Below are 19,384 nucleotides of genomic sequence, written 5' to 3'. Positions count from 1 at the left end.
GGCCGGGCTCAGGGAACCAGCTTCCACTGGCCCTTGGTCATCTGCACGATGACCACGCCGCGCTGGTCGGAACCGTAGCGGTCGTCGGGCTTGAAGGTGTACACGCCGTGCGTGCCCACCAGCTCCTTGGTGCTCACGATCGCATCGCGCAGCGCCGTGCGGTACTGCGGCGTGCCCGGCTCGCCCTTGGCCCGCGAGGCCGCATCGGCCAGCAGCAGGTAGGCGTCGTAGGTGTACGACGAGAAGGCATCGGTCGGCACCGCGCCGTTGACCTTCTGGTACGCGTTGCGAAAGCCCATCGACACCTTCTTGATCGGGTTGCTGTCGGGCAGCTGGTCGGCCACCAGCACCGGGCCGCTGGGCACCTGCAGGCCTTCGATGGAGGCGCCGCCCACGCGCACGAAGTCGGCGTTGATGAGGCCGTGCGTGCCGTAGATCCTGCCCTTGTAGCCGCGCTCGGCCAGCGCCAGGTAGGGCAGCGCGCCGGGCGTGCCCGAGTTGCCCGCGAACACCGCGTCGGGCCGCGCCCCGACGATCTTCAGCACCTGCCCGGCCACCGACGAATCGCTGCGCGCATAGCGCTCGTTCGCCACCACCTTGATGCCGGCGGTGTCGGCGCTCTTCACCAGCGAGTCGTAGGCCAGGTCGCCCAGCGCGTCCGAGAAGCCGATGAAGGCCACCGTCTTCACGCCCGACTTCTTCATGCGCTCGACCACGCCCGCCACCATGAGCGGGAACGGCTGCGACACCGTCACCGTCCACGCGCCCTCGGGGCCGGCGATGGTCACCGGCGTGGGCGAGATCAGCGGCGTGTTGAGTTCCCGCGCCACCGCGGCGATGGCCATGGCGCCCGGCACGCCCGAGGTGCCGATGAGCACGTCGACCTTGTCCTCGGTCACCAGCTTGCGCGCGTTGCGCCCGGCGGTGGTGGGGTCGGAGGCGTCGTCGAGCACGATCAGCTGCACCTTGCGCCCGGCGATCTCCGGGTGCTCGGCAATGGCGGCGCGAATGCCCTTCTCGTACGGAATGCCCAGCGCGGCCACGGGGCCCGACAACGAGCTGATGAAGCCGATCTTCAGGTCGGCGGCCATGGCTTGCGCGGCAGCCAGCGCGACGGCCGTGGCGGCGAGGATGCGAGTGATCTTTTTCATGTGAGGCGGTTCAGGCAGTTCAGGCGGTTGAGACGGGGTTCGGGCGATGCGTGCGGCTCAGGGAACGAGCTTCCATTGGCCCTTTTCGAGCTTCACGACGACACGCGAACGGTCGTCCGAGCCGTAGCGGTCGGTCGGCTTGAAGTTGTAGACGCTGTGCGTGCCCACCAGCTCCTTGGTGCTCACGATGGCGTCGCGCAGCGCCAGGCGGAACTGCGGCGTGCCCGGCTCGGCCTTGCTGTTGGCCAGCGCGCGCTGCGCCGAGTCGAGGTAGATCAGCCAGGCATCGAAGCTGTAGGCCGAGAAGGTGTCGGTGGGCGGCGCGCCGTTGGCCTTCTGGTAGGCCGCGCGGAAGTCCATCGAGATCTTCTTCATCGGGTTGCTGTCGGGCAACTGCTCGGCCACCACCACCGGGCCGGTGGGCGCCAGCAGGCCTTCGACCGACGGGCCGCCGACACGGATGAAGTCGGGGTTGATCAGCGAGTGCATGCCGTAGATCTTTCCCTTGTAGCCGCGCTCGGTGAGTGCCAGGTACGGCAGCGCGCCGGGCGTGCCCGAGGCGCCGGTGATCACCGCGTCGGGCTTCAGCGCCACGATCTTCAGCACCTGTCCGGCCACCGACGAATCGCTGCGCGCGTAGCGCTCGTTCGACACCACCTTGATGCCGGCCGTGGGCGCGGACTTCATGAGCGCGTCGTACACCAGGTCGCCCCAGGCGTCGGAGTAGCCGATGTAGGCCACCGTCTTCACGCCGGCCTGCTTCATCTTCTCGACCATCGCGCCCATCATCAGCGGCGCGGGTTGCGGCAGCGTCACCATCCATGCGCCCTCTTCGCCCGCCAGGTCGGCGTTGGCGATGGAGATCAGCGGCGTCCTGGTCTCGCGCGCCACGCCGGCAATGGCCAGCGAACCCGGCGCGCCGGCCGTGCCGATGATGACGTCGACCTTGTCCTCCTCGATCAGCTTGCGCGCGTTGCGCGCCGCCGTGGAGGGGTCGGACGCATCGTCGAGCTGGATCACCTGCACCTTGCGCCCCCCCACTTCGGCCTTGTAGGCAAGCGCGGCCTTCATGCCCTTGTCGTAGGGAATGCCGAGCGACGACACCGGCCCCGACATCGACGTGATGAAGCCGACCTTCAGGTCAGCGGCCCACGCGCCCGCGGTGCTCAGCGCACCGAGGCCCGCGGCGATGGCCGCGAGCGTGCGAATTCGGTTCAGGACTTTCATGGCGATGCTCCAGTGATGGTTTTGGACGAACGTGGGAAAGCAGGTATCAGGGGACAGGAATATTCAGAGGGCCAGGCTGCCGACGCTGGTGCCGCCGCACACGTAAAGCACCTGGCCGGTGACGAAGCTGTTGTCGGCGTCGGCAAAGAAACGCACGGCCCGTGCCACGTCGGCCGACTCGCCCAGGCGCTTGACGGGCACCGAGGCGGCGAGCGCGCGTTCCTTCTCGCTGCCGGCCTCGACGACGTCGTAGAACATGTCGGTGCGGATCGGTCCCGGGGCGACCACGTTCACCGTGATGCCGTCGGCCGCGAGCTCCAGCGCCCAGGTGCGCGCAATGCCCAGCATGCCGGCCTTGGTGGCCGAGTAGCTGGTGCGCGTGGCCAGGCCCAGCGCGGCGCGCGACGACAGCAGCACCACGCGGCCGAAGCGCTGTGCACGCATGGCGGGCAGCGCACCTTGCACGAGCTGGATGGCACAACCCAGGTGCAGGTCGACCAGCGCGTCGAGGTCGTCGAGCTTCACGTCGGGCAGCAGTGCCGCGCGGATCACGCCGGCGTTGTGCACGATGGTGGTCGGCGCAAAGCGCTCGACCAGCTCGCGCACGGCCTCGCCGGTCGCGGCGCGGTCGCTCAGGTCGGCTTCGATGCTGTGCAATTTCGGGTGATCGATCTCGGCCTTGCGGCGCGCGAGCGACACCACCTCGTAGCCCTGCGCGAGCAGGTCTTCGCAGATGGCCTTGCCGATGCCCGCGCTGCCGCCGGTGACGGCCGCGACCTTGGGTGCTGCGTTGCTCATGCCCGGCCTCCCTGTCTTGCCTGTCTTGCCCCCTCTCCCGCACGCGGGAGAGGATTGGGGTGAGGGTGCGCGCAATGTGCAGAGCCCTCATCCCCCGCCTTCTCCCGCAAGCGGGAGAAGGAGCCAAAGCCAACACGGCAGAGGGAACTCACAGCGAAGCTCCCACCAGCGCCAGCACGCGCAGCGGACTGCCGCTGCCCTTCTCGATCTTCAGCGGCGGGCAGATCAGCACCGCGCCGGCCGGCGGCAGCAGGTCGAGGTTGCTCAGGCACTGCAGGCCGTAGCGGCCCGCGCCGTGCATGTAGTAGTGGCACGGGTACGGCGGGCGCAGGTGATAGCCCTGCCCCGCGTCGGTGCCGATGGCTTCCGAGCCGAAGCCCAGCACGTCGCGCTGCTCCACCAGGAAGCGCACGGCCTCGGTGCTCGGGCCCGGCGTGTGCTGGCCGGTCTCGTCGAAGTTCTGGTAGGCCTCGGGGTCGCTGCGCTTGGACCAGTCGGTGCGCATCAGCACCCACGCGCCCTTCGGGATGCGGCCGTGCGCCGCTTCGTAGCGCTCGATGTCGGCCACGCTCAGCAGGTAGTCGTCGTTCGATTGCACGTCGGCCGAGCAGTCGATCACGCAGGCCGGGGCCACGAAGTGCTGCACCGGAATCGTGTCGACCGAGTTGTTCGGCAGGTCACGGCCCGAGATCCAGTGGATCGGTGCGTCGAAGTGCGTGCCCGTGTGCTCGCCGCAGGAGAAGTTGTTCCAGTACCAGCCCGGGCCGCGCTCGTCGTACTTCGACACTTCCTCGATGCGAAAGGGCCAGCACTGCCCCATTTCGGGCGGCAATGCGATCTGCGGGAACTCGGGCGTGAGCGTCTGCGTGAGGTCGATCACGCGGATGCGGCCGCTGGCCATGGCCGTCACCAGGCCGCCGAGGATCTCGGCGGCGGACATCAGTTCGGTTGTCGTTGTCATCGTGTGCTTCCTTTTGCTCAGCCGCCGGCGGCCAGTTCGCGCTCGAGCACCTTCGGGTTGTCGCGCCAGCGCTCCAGCCACTCCTGCGCCACGTCGCCGGGGTACACGTCTTCCACGCCGTCGCGCAGCGCCTTCACGATGGCGTTGGCCAGCGTGGCCGGCGCGAGCTTGGGCGGCGGCGTGTGCTGGTTCCATTCGTCGTCGATGGGGCCGGGGAACACGTTGATCACGCGGATGCCCGCCGGTCGCATCTCGGCGCGCAGGCACTGGGCCAGCGAATGCGCCGCGGCCTTCGACGCACTGAAGGTGCCGTGCGGCGGGAAGTTGCTGAGCGCGTAGATCGACAGCAGGTTCACCCACGCGGTCGCGCCCGTCTCACCGTCGGCCGAGCGGCCCTTCAGCGCCGGGCCGAACTCCTGCGCCAGGCGCAGCAGGCCGAAGTAGTTGATGTCCATCTCGGCCTTGGCCACGTCGGTGCCGCGCCGTGCGCCGATGCCGAAGGTGCGGTGCACCTCGGCGTTGTTGATCACGATGTCGACCTTGCCGCCGATGGAGCCGGCCAGCTCCGTCACCTGGCGGCCGTTGGTGAGGTCCAGCGGCACCAGCGTGACCTGCGGCAGCGCCGCGATGTCGTCGAGCCCGTCGCCCATCTTCTTCCAGGGCTCGGCATGGCCGACCCAGACGATGTCGGCGCCGGCCTTCACCAGCGCACGCACGATGGCCTGGCCGGTCTCGGTCTTGCCGTCGGTCACCAGCGCCTTGCGGAACTTGGGGTCGCTGGTCATCTCGCGCAGCATCTTGTCGTCGGCCATATGGGCACTCCCTTCATTCGGAAAACCAATGAGAACGGCCTGGCCCGCGCGGTCGAGGCGGGCGCCGACACGCACGCGCGTGGGCGCATCGCCGACCTCGCCGTGCAGGTGGACCATGAGCGTGGGGCCGGCATCGAGGTGCACCAGCCCCAGCCGCCAGGGCAGCCGTTCGCGAAAGAACAGGTCGTTGCTGTGGTGCAGCGTGGTGCTGCCGAGCAGCGCGCCCTCGCCGCTCTGTTCGCGCCAGCGCAGCGCGGCGGAAAGGCACTTGTGGCAGACCTCGCGCGGCGGGTACTGCACCGTGCCGCAGTCGTCGCAGGTCTGCAGCTCGAAGCGGCCTTCGGCGGCGGCGGCCGTGAGGCCGAGCGCCACGCGGCCACGCGCGCCGGGCGGCAGGTTCATCTGCCGGGTCCGCAGCACCGGGTTCTTGCGCGGGGGGCGCATCAGGGGCATGGTCATGGCGCCTCCGCCGGGCCGCCCCAAGGCAGGCGCGCGGCCCCCTCGGGGGGCAGAGCAGCCGCGAAGCGGCAAACGTGGGGGTACATCATTCCGGTCTCCCGAGGATGACGGCGCCTGTGCACAGGCAGCGGTCGTAGGTCACCATGCCGAAGCCGGCGACAAGGCCGAGCCGTGCGTCGGGCACCGTGCGTTGGCCTGCTTCGCCGGTCAGCTGGCGAATCGCCTCGACCATGCCGAGGAAGCCGCCGGCCGCACCGGCCTGCCCTGCGGACAGCTGCCCGCCGCTCGTGTTGTTCGGAAAGCTGCCGTCGAAGGTCATGGTGTTGGCCTGCACGAAGGCCGAGCCCTCGCCCTTCTCGCAGAAGCCGAGGTCCTCGAACTGCATCATCACGATGACGGGATAGTCGTCGTAGGTCTGCACGAAGTCGAGCGCGGCGGGCCGCACGCCGGCCTGCGCATAGAGGTCGTCGCGGTCCTTGCGCCAGCCGCCCTGCACCATCACCGGGTCTTCGGCGTAGGCGTTGTGGCGCTCGATGGCACCGCGGATCACCACGTGCGCCAGCCCCAGGTCGCGCGCGCGCTCCTCGCTCATCACCAGGAAGGCGTCGGCACCCGCGCAGGGCATGACGCAGTCGAACAGGTGGATCGGGTCGGAGATGGGGCGCGCGGCCATGTACTCGTCGAGCGTGAGCGCCTTCTTGAACATCGCGTTCGGGTTGCCCAGCGCGTTGGTGCGCTGGTCGACGCAGATGCGGCCGAAGTCTTCGCGCTGCACACCGTAGGTGCGCATGTAGTTGGCGGTGATGAACGCGAAGATCGAGTTGGGCCCGCCGGAGCCGTAGGGGTAGCTGGCGTCGCGCGCGAAGTTGCTGAAGCTGCCGAGCGTCTGGCGGAAGGAGTCGACGTGGTTGGTGTCGGCGCCCACGCAGGCCACGATGTCGGCGTCGCCCGCCTGCACCGCGCGGGCCGCACGGCGCAGGCACATCACGCCCGACGCGCCGCCGGTCGGCACATGGTCGAGCCAGCGCGGCGACAGGCCCAGGTGCTGCGTGACGCCCACGGCCGTGTCGGGCGCGAGCGAGAAGCTGCTGAGGCACAGGCCGTCGATCTGCTCCTTGGCTACGCCGCTGGCCTCGACCAGCGCCTCGAGGGCCTGGCCGATGAACCAGTGCGCGGTGCGCGTGGAGTAGCGCACGTAGGGCACGGTGACGGGCACCGCGACCGCGACGCCTTCGTAGGAAAGTCGCCGCTTCGTCATGCCTGACCTACCTGTCTTTTCTTCATCGCGCGGGTGTCGATGCAGTGGCCCTGCCCCGGCAGCGACTGCGCCATCTCGCGCAACTGGCCGCGCTGGATCTTCTGCGACGGCGTGAGCGGCAGCGCATCGACGAAGGCCACGTAGCCGGGCGCCTTGTAGTACGCCAGCTGCGCCAGCGCGTGCGCGACGATGCTGGCGGCGGTCTGCGCGGGCTGCGAGGCATCGGCGCCTTCGTGCATCACGATGCAGGCCAGCACCTCGTCGCCGCGCACCGCGTCGGGCGTGGCGGCCACGGCCGAGGCCTTCACCGCCGGGTGCTGGTTGAGCACGCTCTCTACCTCCACGGCCGAGATGTTCTCGCCGCTGCGGCGGATCACGTTCTTCTTGCGGTCGACGAAGAAGAAGTTGCCTTCGGCGTCGCGGCGCACCAGGTCGCCGGTGTGGAACCAGCCGTCGGCCCAGGCCTCGCGCGTGGCCTCGTCGTCCTTCAGGTAACCGGAGAAGAAGTAGCGCTTCGGGTCATGGCCCGACGAGCGCACGAGCAGCTCACCGGGCATGTCGGTGGCCGCGTCGTTGCCTGCTTCGTCGACCAGGCGGATCTCGACGAAGTCTTCCTGCCGCCCGAAGCAGCTGGTGCCCACCAGGCGCGGCTCGCGGTTGGCCATGATGCAGGCGGCCGCGCCGGTCTCGGTCATGGCCCAGGCCTCGACCAGCGGGAAGCCGAAGCGTTCTTCGAAGGGCGCGTGGTTCTTGCGATCGACGCCGGCGCCGAAACCCCAGCGGATGGCGTGGTCGCCGTCGGCCGGCGACGCGGGCGCGGACAGCAGCATGGCCGGCATCACGCCCAGGTAATGCACGATGGTCGCGCCGCTTTCCTTCGCGCTGGCCAGCCAGCTCCTGGGGTGGAAGCGGTCGAGCTGCACCAGGCAGCCGCCGGCCACCAGCACCACCATGGTGGAGAACGCCATCGCGTTCATGTGGTTGAGCGGCAGCGGCGTGATGACGCGTTCCGCGTCCCGGCGGATGCTGCACACGCCGTCGAGCGAGGCGTACCACTCGCCGGCGCGCAGGAAGTAGGCGTTGCTCAGGATGCAACCCTTGGGTCGGCCCGTGGTTCCCGAGGTGTAGAGCAGCCCGCATTCGGTGTCGGCGCCGATGGGTTCGTGGGCGCGCGGTGCGGCGGTCTTCGCTGCCGGCACGGCGTCGTCGGGGCCCATGGTCTCGAAAGCCACGCCGGCCTGCGCTGCTGCCGCGTGCAGGTCGGCGGCGCGGCCCGGCAGCGTCACGGCCAGGCCGATGTCGCTGTGGCCGATCAGGTAGACCAGCTCGGCCGAGCGCATCTCGGCATTGATGGGCACCACGCTGGCGCCCAGCGCGTTCAGCGCGAGCCAATGGAAGATGAAGGCCGGCCGGTTCTCCAGCAGCAGGCCGACGCGGTGGCCGTGCCCGTAGCCGGCTTGCGCATAGGCCGCGCGCAGGCGTTCGATCTGCGCGGCAGCCTCGCCCCAGCGGATGGCGCCGGCCTCGATGCCGTAGGCCGCGGCCGTCACCGATTCGGTGAACAGGAACTCGGCCTGCGGCGTGCGCGCCGCGGTGGCCTGGAAGACGCCGTGGACGGTGAAGGGAACGGTGAAGTCGTGCATCGCGTCCCTAGATGAAGAGTTGCACGGCCGGCAGGGCCGCGTCGCAGTTGAGCAGGTTGACGCGCTTGAGCGTCATGCGCAGCGCGCCGTCCTGCACCGTGAGGTGATGAAAGAAGGTGCCGACATAGAACTGCAGCTCGTCGCCCTGCGATTCGGTGTAGTGGAACGCGGTGCGCACCACGAAGCGGTGGGCCTCGGCGTCGAACTGCTCGACCACCGGCACCTGCAGCAGGTGGTGGCAGCGGCTGGCCGGTTGTTGCGAGAAGGCGCGCGGGCTCTTGAGACGCTCGATGCGCAGGTCGCGCAGCAGCTTGTCCTCGTAGAGGTGCGAGGTGTGGTTGAGGCCGTCTTCCTGGTCGGGCACGAGCGGGATCCAGTAGAACGCGTCGTCGGTGAAGAGCGCGTTCCATTCCTCGTAGCGGCGCGTGTCGAGCAGGTGCGCCTCGTTCACGACGAAGTCGACCAGATCCTGCTGAGTGATCTGGCGGGTGGTGTCAGTGCCGGCCATCACATCGTCTCCGTCATGCGCTGCACCCAGCTGCGGTACTGGTTGCGCATCGGCAGCTCGCTGGTGCCGCCGGTGGTGATCTCGCCGCCCTTCAGCTCCGACGCGTCGTAGTCGCGGTGCAGGCTGACCCATTCATTGCCGCTCGCGTGCAGCCCGGCCTGCATGCCGCGGTAGGCCTGCAGGTCGTCGTGGCCCACCACCGAGAACGGCGAGTTGATCAGGCGGTTGTACATGGTGGTGCGCTGCAGCAGCTCGGGCGGCGCGCCCTTCAGGCGGAAGGTCCAGCTCTCGATCAGCGTCCTGTCGGCCGAGATCGGCTTCACCACGCGGATCGCCTGGATCGCGCCCTTGATCGTCAGGTTCGGGTAGTACACGGTGTTGTGCCGCGCCATGCCGAGGATCTGCGCGGTCTTCTCCTCGCCGTAGCGCGCCTTCATGGCGTCGTCGTACGCGGGAATCGCCTTGTACTTGCTGTGGATGCTGAAGTGCACGCCCGTGAAGCTGTGGCCGTTGTCGTAGGTGCGGATGCCCATGTCCTCGAAGAACTTGTAGTCCGACATGAAGGGCACGAACTGCTCCACGGCCATAGGCTTGGGCGCGTCCTCGGGCTGGTCGGCCCACATGCGCTTGGCGGTGCCGGCCGAGGACTCGTGCGCCACCATGGGGTGCATGGTGTCGTTGAGGTTCTCGACGAACATCTTCCAGTTGCACTGGTGCATGAAACGCAGGCAGCCGCCCGCGATCTCGAGCTCGCCTTCGGGCGAGCGGTCGGCCATGTTGTCGATGGAGCTCAGCGAATCGCCGAAGTACGCGTCGAAGTCCGGCCCCGCATCGTTGATCTTCACGAAGATGAAGCCGCGGTGGCTGCGCACGTGCTTCACCAGCGTCAGGCCCTTGCCCGACTCGCACTCGTGCAGCTGCGTGTGCTCGTAGCCCGTCTTCAGCGGAATCGCCAGCGGCGCGCCGTCGGTCTTGAAGGTCCACGCGTGGTACGGGCAGCGAAAGAACTTGCCGGTGTTGCCGCACGGCCCGTTGACCAGCCGCGAGCCCTTGTGCGCACAGCGGTTCATCATGGCGCGCACGCTGCCGTCGGAGTGGCGCACGATGATCAGCGGGCGGCCCGCGATCTCGTTGCTGATCCAGTCGCCGGGCTTGGGCAGCTGGCTCTCATGGCCGACGTAGTTCCAGGTGTTGGCGAAGAAGTGCTCCTGCTCCAGCTCGAACAGCTCCTGGCTGGTGTACAGGTCGCGGTGCACCCGGTCGTTCTGCACCAGCGCGCGGATCGCATCGGGGTTGTCTCGGTACGCGGTCATGGTCTCGTGGCTCCTGGCTTCAGATGTCGAGCACCAGGCGCGCACCCTTGGCGCGCGAGATGCAGATCTGCATGACGGTGCCCTCGGCCTTCTCGCGGGCGGTCAGCACGTAGTCGCGGTGGTCGATCTCGCCTTCGAGCACGGGCACGGCGCACACGCCGCATTCGCCGCGCTTGCAGTCGAACATCGGGTCGCAGCCGTTCTCGATCAGGCAGTCGAGCAGGCTCTGGTCGGCCGGCACGGTGAAGCGCTGGCCCGACTGCGCCAGTTCCACCTCGAAGGGCTGGTCGCCGGCCTCGGCGACGACCTCGGTGAACAGTTCGAAGTGCACGCGGTCGTGCTCCCAGCCGCGTGCCTGCGTACGCTCGAGCACGGCGTCGAGCATGACCTTGGGGCCGCACACGTAGAGGCGGTCGCTCGCCGGTACGCCGTCGAGCAGCGCATCGATGTCCAGCGGCCGGCCGGCCTCGGCATCGGCATGCACGCGCAGGTCGTCGCCCAGCAGGTCTTGCAGCTCGGGCAGGAAGGCCATCAGGTCGCGGCTGCGGCCGGCGTAGTGCATGCGCACGGGCGCGCCCTCCGCGCGGCGGCGGGCCGCCATGGTGGCGAGCGGCGTGACGCCGATGCCGCCGGCCACCAGCACCGAGCCGCCGGGGCCGGTGTGCAGCGGAAAGTCGTTCTTCGGCGCTTCGACGGCCAGGGCATCGCCCTCTTTCAGCTGCTCGTGCATGAAGCGCGAACCGCCGCGGCCTTCGGCCTCCTTGCGCACGGCAATCACGTACTCGGTCGGCGCGTTGGTGGCGTTGCGCGCGGTCGCGAAGTTGATGAGCGAGTAGTGGCGCCAGTCGGTCTTGCCGTCGGGCAGCGACACCTGCACGCGGATGTGCGCGCCGGCCGCGAAGCCGGGCAGCGCGCGGGTGTCATCGGCGCGCAGGCGCAGCATGCGGATCAGCGGATTCAGTTCGCGCGCCTCGACGACGCGCAGTGCAAGGGTGGCTGAGGGTGCGGTCATCTTCTTTGTCTCTTCAGGCCAGTGCGTGCTGCGCCAGCGCGGCCTGCAGCTTGTGGCCGTGTTCGTCGGCCAGCGCCGCGTCGCGCAGTTCGCGCAGCGTGGCCGGTGCCAGTGCGGCGCCGGCGCGCTCGAAGGCGCGCATCACGGTGTCGTAGTTGCGCAGGCCGCGCTCGTGCGTGTCGCTGTAGCCCTTCACGAGCCGCTGGCACTGCGCGAGTTCGACGGCGAGTTCAGGGTTGCGCTGCGCGGTGGCGGCGATGCGCTGCAGCCATTCCTCTATGCGGCGGTTCTCGTCGGCATAGCGCATGGTGGACAGGCGCCAACGCTTCATGGCCGCCACGGTGCGCAGCATGAGGTAGCCCCTCAGCGAGCTGGTCTGGATCACGCGGCCGTGCTGCGTGAAGCGCTCGACGAGCTTCTTCGGCAGCGTCGAGCCCATGAGCCAGCGGCCGATGCCGCCGGGCAGCGTCTCGCAGATTTCCTGCAGGCGCGGGTGCATGTATTCGTTGATGGCCAGCACCTGGCCCGGCTGCACGCGCGCTTCGCCGCGCACGCGTTCGAAGCGGGTGGCACGGGTCTTGAGCGCGGCCACGCGCGCGGTGTCTTCGTAGGACATCCACAGCGCGAGATGGCGCGCGGTTTCGCGAAGCAGCCGGTGGTCGCCGGCCGGCAGGGCCGCGACGGCCGCCATGCGGTCGAGGTACAGGGCGGCGTAGGCCACGTCCTGGTAGTCGATGAGGCGGCGCACGCCTTCGAGCAGCAGGTCTTGCGCGGCTTCCGGAAAGCCGCGCTGCACGCGCTCGACCAGTGCGCGCACGGCCGGGTGGCGCGGCTGCGGCACTGGTGCGGTGGCCGCTGCCGGCTTGGCGGGCTCGCCGTCGTCACCGTCCTGCGCGCGATCGAAGGCCGCGCCGAAAGCCTTCAGGCTGGGCTTCACGCCGACGCCGCCGCGCTCGACGGTCGCCTCGAACTGCGCGCGGCTGAAAGGCAGCACGCCCGAACCCGCCAGCGCGCCGAACAGCACCGCGCTGATCACGCTGCCCGAGTCCTCGGCCGCCTGCGCCATGTCGAAGCGGATGAAGCGCTTGGCCGCCCTGGCCGTGTGCGCGAGCAGCTGGCCGCTGTCGACGCGCCCGTCACCGAGCGCGCTTTTCTCTGCAATCGAGAACACGCGGTGCGTGGAAGCGATCAGCGTGGTGCGCTCGCGCGTGACGAGGCCGCGCTGCACGGCGCGCCCGGCTTCCATGAGCTCCGATGCCAGCACCAGGTCGACGTCGCCCGGGAGCGGCATCAGCGCGAGCACCGGGCGGCCGCCGTCGGACGCGGCCTGCGCCATGGGATAGAGCTCGACGTAGTAGATGGTCGCGCCCGTGCGCTGGGCCACGCCCGGCACCGAGGTGGTCTGCGCAACGTAGCCGTTGGCCTCGCCCATGTCGACGATCCAGTCGGCCAGCACGCCGCCGCCCTCCCCGCCCATGGCGAGGATCGCGATCTTGATAGGTTGTGCGGTGCTCATTGCTTCAGAAGGCATAGGCTTCGCGGCGGCGCGCTTCGCCGCGCTGCAGCCAGCCGATGACGGCGGCGCGCACGCGTTCGCGCAGCACGTCCCAACGGCTCGGGTTGCTGACGATCTGCGCCTTGTAGAACGACGGGCACAGCACGGCGGCATGCGAGACCTCTCCGCACACGCCGCAGCCCACGCAGCTGTCGAGCACGGTGGCCACCGGGTCGGTGCGCAGCGGATCGGGGTTGGGCTTGATCGACAGCGACGGGCAGCCCGACAGGCGGATGCACGAGTGGTCGCCGGTGCAGGTGTCGGAGTCGACGCCGAACTTCTCGCGCACCATGCGCTTGCCGTCGGCCACGGCCTTGCGCACCAGCGGCTTCTCGCGGCGCTGCTTGTTGAGCATGCACTCCGACTGGGCGATCAGCACCTTCGGGCCCTTGGTCTTGGTGGTGAGCGCTTCTTTCAGCGCGTCGCGCATGCCGGCGACGTCGTAGGTGCGGCGCAAGGTCTTCACCCACTCGACGCCCACGCCGCGCACGGCGCGCTCGATCTCGTGGCCGGTGCTGCGCGTCTTGTTGATGGCCTGCGACGAGAGGATGTCCTGTCCGCCCGTGGCCGAGGTGTAGTTGTTGTCGACGACGATGGTGAGGTTGTCGCTCTTGTTGAAGACCGCGTTGGCCACGCCGCTGGTGAGGCCGTTGTGCCAGAAGCCGCCGTCGCCCATCATCGAGATCGCGCGCTTGCCGGCCGGCGCGTTGAGCGCCGCGGCGCCCGCGCCGCCCAGGCCGTAGCCCATGGTGGTATTGCCGATGTTGAACGGCGGCAGGATGGAGAACAGGTGGCAGCCGATGTCGGCGCTCACGTGGTGCGCGCCGAGTTCGCGCTCGACCAGCTTCATTGCGCTGAAGATCGGGCGCTCGGGGCAGCCGGTGCAAAAGCCCGGCGGACGGGCGTGCACCACTTCGCCCAACGCGGTGGACGGCAGCGCAGGCTCGGGCGCTGCGTCGACGCCGACCGCGGCGACTTCCATCAACGGGATTACCTTGCGAATGGGCGCAGGCACGGGCAGCGGCGCGAGCCGGTCGTAGCGCTCGCAGAAGCTGCGCGCGCCCTTCAGCAGTTCGGCCGCGGTGTATTCGCCGGCCACGGGCAGCATGTCCTTGCCGTGCAGCGCGGTGGTCGAACCGGCCTGGCGCAGGATGGTCGCGAGGTTCTGCTCGACGAAGTTGGGCTGGCCCTCTTCGACCACCATCACCGCGCGCTTGCCTTCGCAGAAGCGGATCACCTCGCTCTCGATGACCGGGTAGGCCACGTTCATCACGTACAGCGGCACCTGCGTGTTGCCGTACACGTCGGCCAGGCCCAGGCGTTCGAGCGCACGCAGCAGCGTGTTGTAGCTGCCGCCCTGCACGATGATGCCGATGTCGTCCGCGTCCTGCGAGAAGAACTCGTTGAGCTTGCGCTCCTCGATGAAGCGCACGGCGGCGGGCCAGCGGTCTTTCACCTTCTCCTGCTCGTGCACGAAGCTCGCCGGCGGCAGCACGATTCGGCCGACGTCGCGCTGCGGGTTCTCGAGCGCGTCCTTCAGCGTGAACTTGGCGCGCTTGTTGTCGCCCGCGATGAAGTGGCCGTGCACGTGGCACGCACGGATGCGCAACTGGAGCATCACGGGCGTGTGGCTGGCTTCCGAGAGATCGAAGCCCTGCTTCACCGCATCGACGATGCTCGGCAGGTTGGGACGCGGATCGAGCAGCCACATCTGCGACTTCATGGCGAACGCGTGGCTGCGCTCCTGCATGATCGACGAGCCCTCGCCATAGTCTTCGCCCACGATGATGAGCGCACCGCCGGTGACGCCGCCCGAGGCCAGGTTGGCCAGCGCGTCCGACGCGACGTTGGTGCCCACGGTGGCCTTGAAGGTGACGGCACCGCGCAGCGGGTAATTGACCGATGCCGCAAGAGTGGCTGCAGCAGTGGCTTCGCTGGCACTGTTCTCGAAACGGATACCCTGCTCGGCGAGGATGTCCTGCGCATCGGCCAGCACGTCCATCAGGTGCGAGATGGGCGCGCCCTGGTAGCCGGCCACGTAGGAAACCCCGGATTCGAGGAGGGCCTTGGTCACGGCCAGAATGCCTTCACCACGAAAGACATCTCCGCCAGAAAGCCGCAGCTTCTTGACTTCTTCGACGAACGAACGCTCAGCCATGTGGGTCCTTGTTGTCTATCGTGGAACGATGCGCTTCAACTGCCACATCATGCTTTCTATAATGTTGACAAATGAATGTATCCACAATCATGAATTACCCTAGACATGCAAACAGCGTGCCCGCCACATGCACCGGGTGCGTTCATGGCTGAGCCTTCGACGCCCGAGTCGCCTGCGCATCGCTTCGTCGACGACTACCTGCCGGCGCTGCTGGCGCAGGCCAGCCAGCTGATCTCCTCGGAGTTCCACGAGGTGGCGCGCCAGCAAGGGTTCTCCATCTCGGAGTGGCGTGTGATGGCCTCTCTTGCAGGCAGCGAGGCCGTCAGCATCGGCCAGCTCGCGCAGGTGACAGTGACCAAGCAACCCACGGTGACGCGGCTGCTGGACCGCATGGAAGCACGCGGACAGGTCGAGCGGCTGCCCCATGAAAGTGATCGCCGCATCACGCTGGTGCGCATCACGCGCAAGGGGCTGAAGGCGGTCGAGCACCTGATGGAACTGGCGCGCGATCACGAACGGCGCGTGCTGGAGCCCTTCGGGCTGCGGCGCGCCGAAGAGCTCAAGCAGACGCTGCGGCAGATGATCGACCTGCACGTGCATGTGCCGGTCGAGGAGCCGGGGGAAGACTGAGGCCTTGCGGCCTTGCCGCGCCCTCACTGCTGCTTCACTGCTCCTTCGCCGCTCAGCTGTCGGGCACGAGGACGGCGCGGCCGCGGTGGCCGCGTTGCGCGATCCAGTCGAGCGCGCGGGCCGCATCGCCGAGTGCGAAAGTCTCGACGTTCAAACGCAGACGGCCATCGGACAGCCTTGCAAGCAATTCGGGCGCGGCGGCACGGCCCGCCGATTCACGTCGAAACATGTTGAGCGGCAGAAGCGCCACATCGCGTTGCAGGAAGTGTGCAATGTCGAGTTGCAGCGTCGGGCCGGCGGTGTAGCCGATCAACACCGAGCGCCCACCGGGGCGCACCGCGGGAAGCACCTTCGCAAGCACGTCCCCGCCGACCGTATCGATCAGCAGGTCGGCGCTGCCGATGGGCGGTGCTTCCGCATTCGGATCCACCGCCGTCACTGCGCAGCCCAGGTTGCCCGCCAACTGCATCACGAGCGAGCCGACTGCGCCGCTCGCACCGGTCACGAGCACGTGTTCACCGGCCTGCAGCTTGGCGACGTCGTGCAGCGCAACCCACGCCGAAGTGCACGGAGAAAAGAACGCAGCGCCCAGCGCCATCGGCACACCGTCGGGCAAGAGGCCCAGCGCTTCGTCGGGCGCATCGACCCGTTCGCACCAGGTGCCGTCGAAGAGCGTGCCGAGCCCGCTGCCGCGCAGCCACACGCGCTGCCCGATGCCGTAGCGCTCGCTCGCAATGACGACACCCGCGGCCTCCACGCCCGGCGTGTAGGGCAACGGTGGATGGCGCAGGAAGCTGCCGCGCCACACCGTGCGGTCGATGTGCCCGACGGTTGCGGCTTCCATCCGCACGATGGTGCGGCCCGGTCGCGCGACCGGGTCGGCGACCTCTTCCAGCACGGGCACCGCATCGAAGCCGTGGATGCGCACGGCCTTCATGGCAGCGTCGCCAGGAAGTCGAGCACCGTGCGCGCGAAGGCCTCGGGCATCTGGTCGGGCAGCGGCACCATGCCGCCGTCGATGTCGGCGATGCGCGCGTGCGGCAAGTGATGCTGCAGCTCCGCCGCGTGCGGTGCCGCGAACGGATCGAGGGTGGCGCGAACGATCAGCGTGGGCTGCGCGAGGCGGCCGATGCGGTCTTCCATGCGGTACGACGCAACGGCGCGATGGCCCTCTTCGACATGCGCGACCTTCAACGCATCGCGCACGAAGGCCTCGAGCAGGTCGGGACGTCCCTTCGGATAGAAGCCCTGGCGCTTCTGCCACAGCGCAGCCAGATGGGAACCGTCTTCGCTGGGCGCGACCTCGTCGATGGGCGGGCGTTGCGCACGCGCGCGTCGGAACGGTTCGTCGGTGAAGGGGGTCGAGGACAGCACCAGGCCGCGGATGCGATCGGGAAACGCCGCGGCAAGCTCCACCGCCACGACACCGCCCGTGTGATGCCCCACCACGTCGGCCTGCCCGATGTTCAGCGCGTCGAGCAGTTCGCACGCCACGCGCGCCCATTGCTCGATGCTCGCGGGCACGCCGCCGTCCGCGGAATCGCCGAAGCCGGCCGTGTCCATCGCAATGGCGCGGCGGTGCGCGCCGATCAGCGGCAGCACCGCGCGGTACTCGGCCCAGCTGCGCGGCGACTGGTGCAGCAGCAGCACGGCAGGCGCATGCGCGTCGCCGCATTCCGCATAGTGCACCTGCCCCACCGACAGGTCTGCAAAGGCGCGCCGGATGCTCATGGCAAGGTCTCGCCGGCGGGCGCGCGCCACAGGCCCGCGTGCCGCAGTTCGCCGAGCGTGCGCGAGAGCACGTCGCGCCGGTAGGCCGCGATGTCGCGGCCTTCGTAGTTGTAGAAGCCGCTGCCGCTCTTCAGGCCGAGCCGCCCTTGCTCGACCATGCGAGCGACGATGGCGGGCGCGGTGTAGCGGCCGGCGTCGAGCGAGGCCGACATCTCTCGGCTGGCGTGGTGCAGGATGTCGCAGCCGCCGAAGTCGATGAACTCGACCACGCCCAGCGCGGCGAAGCGCAGGCCGAGGCCGTAGCGCGTGGCCTTGTCGATTTCTTCGGCGGTGGCAGCGCCTTCTTCGATCATGCGTGCGGCTTCGTTCATCACCAGCGCCTGCAGGCGCGGCACGATGTAGCCGGGCGACGCGCCGCAGACCACGGGCAGCTTGCCGATGTCTTCCATCAGCGCCTTGGTGCGCGCGAGCACGGCGGCGTCGGTGCCGGGGTGGCAGCTGAGTTCCACCACCGGGATCACGTAAGCCGGGTTGAGCCAGTGCATGTTGAGGAAGCGCTCTGGCAGCCGCACGAGTGCGGCCAGCTGCGTCACGAGGATGCTGCTGGTGGTCGAGGTGAGGATGGCGTCGTCGCGGCAATGGCGGTTGAGATGCTCGAACGCCTCGCGCTTGGCTTCCATGGTTTCGGGCACGCCTTCGAACACGAGTTCGGCGGCGGCCAGGGCCTGCGGCGCGGCCGCGGCATCGACGAACTCGACGCGCGCGGCGATGCGCGCGACCTGCGAGGCGTCGATCACGCCGAGTTGCGCGAGGCCCGAGAGGCTGGCCTCGATCTCGGCCTTGGCCTCGTCGCGCAGGCGCTGCCATGCGTCGTCGCCGCGCGGGCGCAGGTCGATCAGCGAGATCCGGCGCCCGGCATAGGCGAACGCGATGGCGATGCCACGCCCCATGCGGCCCGCGCCGACGGCCGCGAAGCGCGGCAGCGCAGCGTCATTCGCCATCGTGCAGCCTCTGCTTGAGCTGGGCGGCGCTCAGGTCGGCCAGGCCCAGGCTTTCGAAGGTGCGAGGTCCGCGGCGCAGGTCGCGGCCCAGGAAGCCGCCGACGATGGCCAGCAGGCCGTGCGCGATGGGCGCGTCCACGCCCGCATGGCGCGCGGCCGAAGCGAGGAAGGCCAGGCCGAGCTCGGTGTCCTCGGTGATGTAGCGGTGCGTGTGCAGGTCGATGTTCTCGCGCCAGTCGCCCGACTTCACGAGCTGCTTGTGCGCGTCGCCGTACATCCACTGGTCGTTGTTGTAGTGGTCGGCCAGCGGATAGTGCGGCGCGCCCTGCCCGAAGGCTTCGCGCACGGCCATGCGTTCCTGGTCGAGCCTGTCGGTCACGTCGCGCACGGCGCGCTGCGTGCCTTCGTTGTGGATGTCCCAGCGCTCGAAGTGCTGCAGCGGCGCGGCGTTCATCACCATCAGCGGCGGGTGGATGACGGGGCCGGCGTTCATCAACGCACCCGAGAGCGCATCGCCGCAGCCGTGCACGGCCGGATAGGCCTTGCGGATCACCTCGATGGCCTGCGCCTCCTTGCGCGCCGGGTACACGCCGGTGGGCAGGCGGATGGCGCGGATGGTGACGTTCACCTCGCGCTCGCCGTGCTTGCGCGCCAGGTAGGGCAAGGTGCCGGTCTCGGCCCAGGCGACGTCGGCACGGCTGCCCGCCTCCTTCACCGTCCTTGCCATCACGTAGCTGCCGAAGGTGCCCGGCGGCAGGAACACGACCTGGCCGTCGGCGAGGTGCGGCGCCATCGCGAGCGCGATGTCGTGCTGGGCGATGGCGGGCGTGGGGATGACGATCAGCTCGGCGCCCTTCAGGGCGGCGCCGATGTCGGCGGTAGCCAGCGCGAGGGGGACTTCGCGGGCACCGGCGGCGTCTTTCAGCGTGATCGCGCCGGCGCGGACGACGGGCTCCAGCGCGGCGGCGTCGCGGCGCCACAGGCGCACCTCGTGGCCGGTTTCAGACAGGTCGGCGGCGGCCGCGTAGGCGCCATGACCACCCCCAAGAATCGCAATTTTCATGTCGAAAGTCGAAAAGCAGGTGTCGATGAACCGGCGGCCGCAGGACGGACCCGGGGAAGCAATGCGCTATTACATTACTTTTCATCGATTCAGGTGTCAACCAA

17 protein-coding genes are annotated in these 19,384 nt (G+C 69.1%); 1 reads left to right on the top strand and 16 read right to left on the bottom strand.

Going from position 1 to position 19,384, the window contains the following annotated elements; all coding sequences use genetic code 11:
* Nucleotides 1-8: 8 nt before the first annotated feature.
* The 12 genes from BM013_RS06555 to BM013_RS06500 all read right to left on the bottom strand — a co-directional run bounded on the left by BM013_RS06555 (nt 9) and on the right by BM013_RS06500 (nt 14,855).
* A complete protein-coding gene (locus BM013_RS06555; RefSeq protein ID WP_093124363.1) occupies nt 9-1,151 on the bottom strand; it encodes an ABC transporter substrate-binding protein in 1,143 nt (380 codons plus the stop codon).
* Nucleotides 1,152-1,208: 57 nt separating this feature from the next.
* Nucleotides 1,209-2,378: an ABC transporter substrate-binding protein gene (locus BM013_RS06550; RefSeq protein WP_093124361.1), complete on the bottom strand. Its 1,170-nt coding sequence runs from the start codon at nt 2,376-2,378 to the stop codon at nt 1,209-1,211.
* 63 nt (nt 2,379-2,441) lie between these two features.
* Nucleotides 2,442-3,176 (bottom strand): SDR family NAD(P)-dependent oxidoreductase, encoded by a 735-nt coding sequence (locus tag BM013_RS06545; protein ID WP_093124358.1) that lies wholly within the window; start codon nt 3,174-3,176, stop codon nt 2,442-2,444.
* A gap of 148 nt (nt 3,177-3,324) precedes the next feature.
* Nucleotides 3,325-4,137 (bottom strand): cyclase family protein, encoded by an 813-nt coding sequence (locus BM013_RS06540; protein ID WP_093124355.1) that lies wholly within the window; start codon nt 4,135-4,137, stop codon nt 3,325-3,327.
* A gap of 17 nt (nt 4,138-4,154) precedes the next feature.
* Nucleotides 4,155-5,408 carry an SDR family NAD(P)-dependent oxidoreductase gene (locus BM013_RS06535; RefSeq protein WP_093124353.1) on the bottom strand — a complete coding sequence of 418 codons (1,254 nt, stop codon included), beginning with the start codon at nt 5,406-5,408 and terminating at the stop codon, nt 4,155-4,157.
* Nucleotides 5,409-5,493: 85 nt separating this feature from the next.
* Nucleotides 5,494-6,666, bottom strand: coding sequence for a thiolase family protein (locus BM013_RS06530; RefSeq protein ID WP_093124350.1), 1,173 nt, complete (start codon nt 6,664-6,666; stop codon nt 5,494-5,496).
* The gene (locus BM013_RS06525) at nt 6,663-8,309 is read right to left on the bottom strand and encodes an AMP-binding protein (RefSeq protein WP_093124347.1); all 1,647 of its coding nucleotides are present in this window, start codon (nt 8,307-8,309) and stop codon (nt 6,663-6,665) included. The genes BM013_RS06530 and BM013_RS06525 overlap by 4 nt, the downstream gene beginning before the upstream one ends.
* A 7-nt stretch (nt 8,310-8,316) precedes the next feature.
* Nucleotides 8,317-8,817 carry an aromatic-ring-hydroxylating dioxygenase subunit beta gene (locus BM013_RS06520; RefSeq protein WP_093124344.1) on the bottom strand — a complete coding sequence of 167 codons (501 nt, stop codon included), beginning with the start codon at nt 8,815-8,817 and terminating at the stop codon, nt 8,317-8,319.
* Nucleotides 8,817-10,130: an aromatic ring-hydroxylating dioxygenase subunit alpha gene (locus BM013_RS06515; protein WP_093124341.1), complete on the bottom strand. Its 1,314-nt coding sequence runs from the start codon at nt 10,128-10,130 to the stop codon at nt 8,817-8,819. Before BM013_RS06515 ends, BM013_RS06520 begins: the two co-directional genes overlap by 1 nt.
* A gap of 19 nt (nt 10,131-10,149) precedes the next feature.
* A complete protein-coding gene (locus tag BM013_RS06510) occupies nt 10,150-11,142 on the bottom strand; it encodes a PDR/VanB family oxidoreductase (protein ID WP_093124338.1) in 993 nt (330 codons plus the stop codon).
* A 13-nt stretch (nt 11,143-11,155) separates the two neighbouring features.
* Entirely contained in the window at nt 11,156-12,658 is a 1,503-nt protein-coding gene (locus BM013_RS06505) for an indolepyruvate oxidoreductase subunit beta family protein (protein WP_093124335.1), read from the bottom strand.
* 4 nt (nt 12,659-12,662) lie between these two features.
* Complete coding sequence (locus tag BM013_RS06500; RefSeq protein WP_093124333.1) at nt 12,663-14,855, bottom strand: thiamine pyrophosphate-dependent enzyme; 2,193 nt, start codon at nt 14,853-14,855, stop codon at nt 12,663-12,665.
* A gap of 144 nt (nt 14,856-14,999) precedes the next feature.
* On the opposite strand from BM013_RS06500, the gene BM013_RS06495 reads away from it, so the two are divergent.
* Nucleotides 15,000-15,485: a MarR family winged helix-turn-helix transcriptional regulator gene (locus BM013_RS06495; RefSeq protein WP_093124331.1), complete on the top strand. Its 486-nt coding sequence runs from the start codon at nt 15,000-15,002 to the stop codon at nt 15,483-15,485.
* A gap of 52 nt (nt 15,486-15,537) precedes the next feature.
* On the opposite strand, the gene BM013_RS06490 is transcribed toward BM013_RS06495, so the two are convergent.
* The 4 genes from BM013_RS06490 to BM013_RS06475 are packed head-to-tail and all read right to left on the bottom strand — an operon-like array spanning nt 15,538 to nt 19,280.
* Nucleotides 15,538-16,422, bottom strand: coding sequence for a quinone oxidoreductase family protein (locus BM013_RS06490; protein WP_093124329.1), 885 nt, complete (start codon nt 16,420-16,422; stop codon nt 15,538-15,540).
* Entirely contained in the window at nt 16,419-17,216 is a 798-nt protein-coding gene (locus tag BM013_RS06485; RefSeq protein ID WP_093124326.1) for an alpha/beta fold hydrolase, read from the bottom strand. The genes BM013_RS06490 and BM013_RS06485 overlap by 4 nt, the downstream gene beginning before the upstream one ends.
* Nucleotides 17,213-18,217, bottom strand: a complete 1,005-nt coding sequence (locus BM013_RS06480; RefSeq protein WP_093124324.1) for a 3-hydroxybutyryl-CoA dehydrogenase — start codon at nt 18,215-18,217, stop codon at nt 17,213-17,215. The genes BM013_RS06485 and BM013_RS06480 overlap by 4 nt, the downstream gene beginning before the upstream one ends.
* The gene (locus BM013_RS06475) at nt 18,207-19,280 is read right to left on the bottom strand and encodes an NAD/NADP-dependent octopine/nopaline dehydrogenase family protein (RefSeq protein WP_093124321.1); all 1,074 of its coding nucleotides are present in this window, start codon (nt 19,278-19,280) and stop codon (nt 18,207-18,209) included. The genes BM013_RS06480 and BM013_RS06475 overlap by 11 nt, the downstream gene beginning before the upstream one ends.
* Nucleotides 19,281-19,384: the final 104 nt, after the last annotated feature.

The sequence above is a fragment of the Variovorax sp. OK605 genome, from assembly GCF_900115445.1.
In the GTDB taxonomy this organism is placed as follows: domain Bacteria; phylum Pseudomonadota; class Gammaproteobacteria; order Burkholderiales; family Burkholderiaceae_C; genus Variovorax.
Note: the sequence above shows the minus strand (reverse complement) of the source record. Positions and strands in the feature narration are given on the sequence as shown.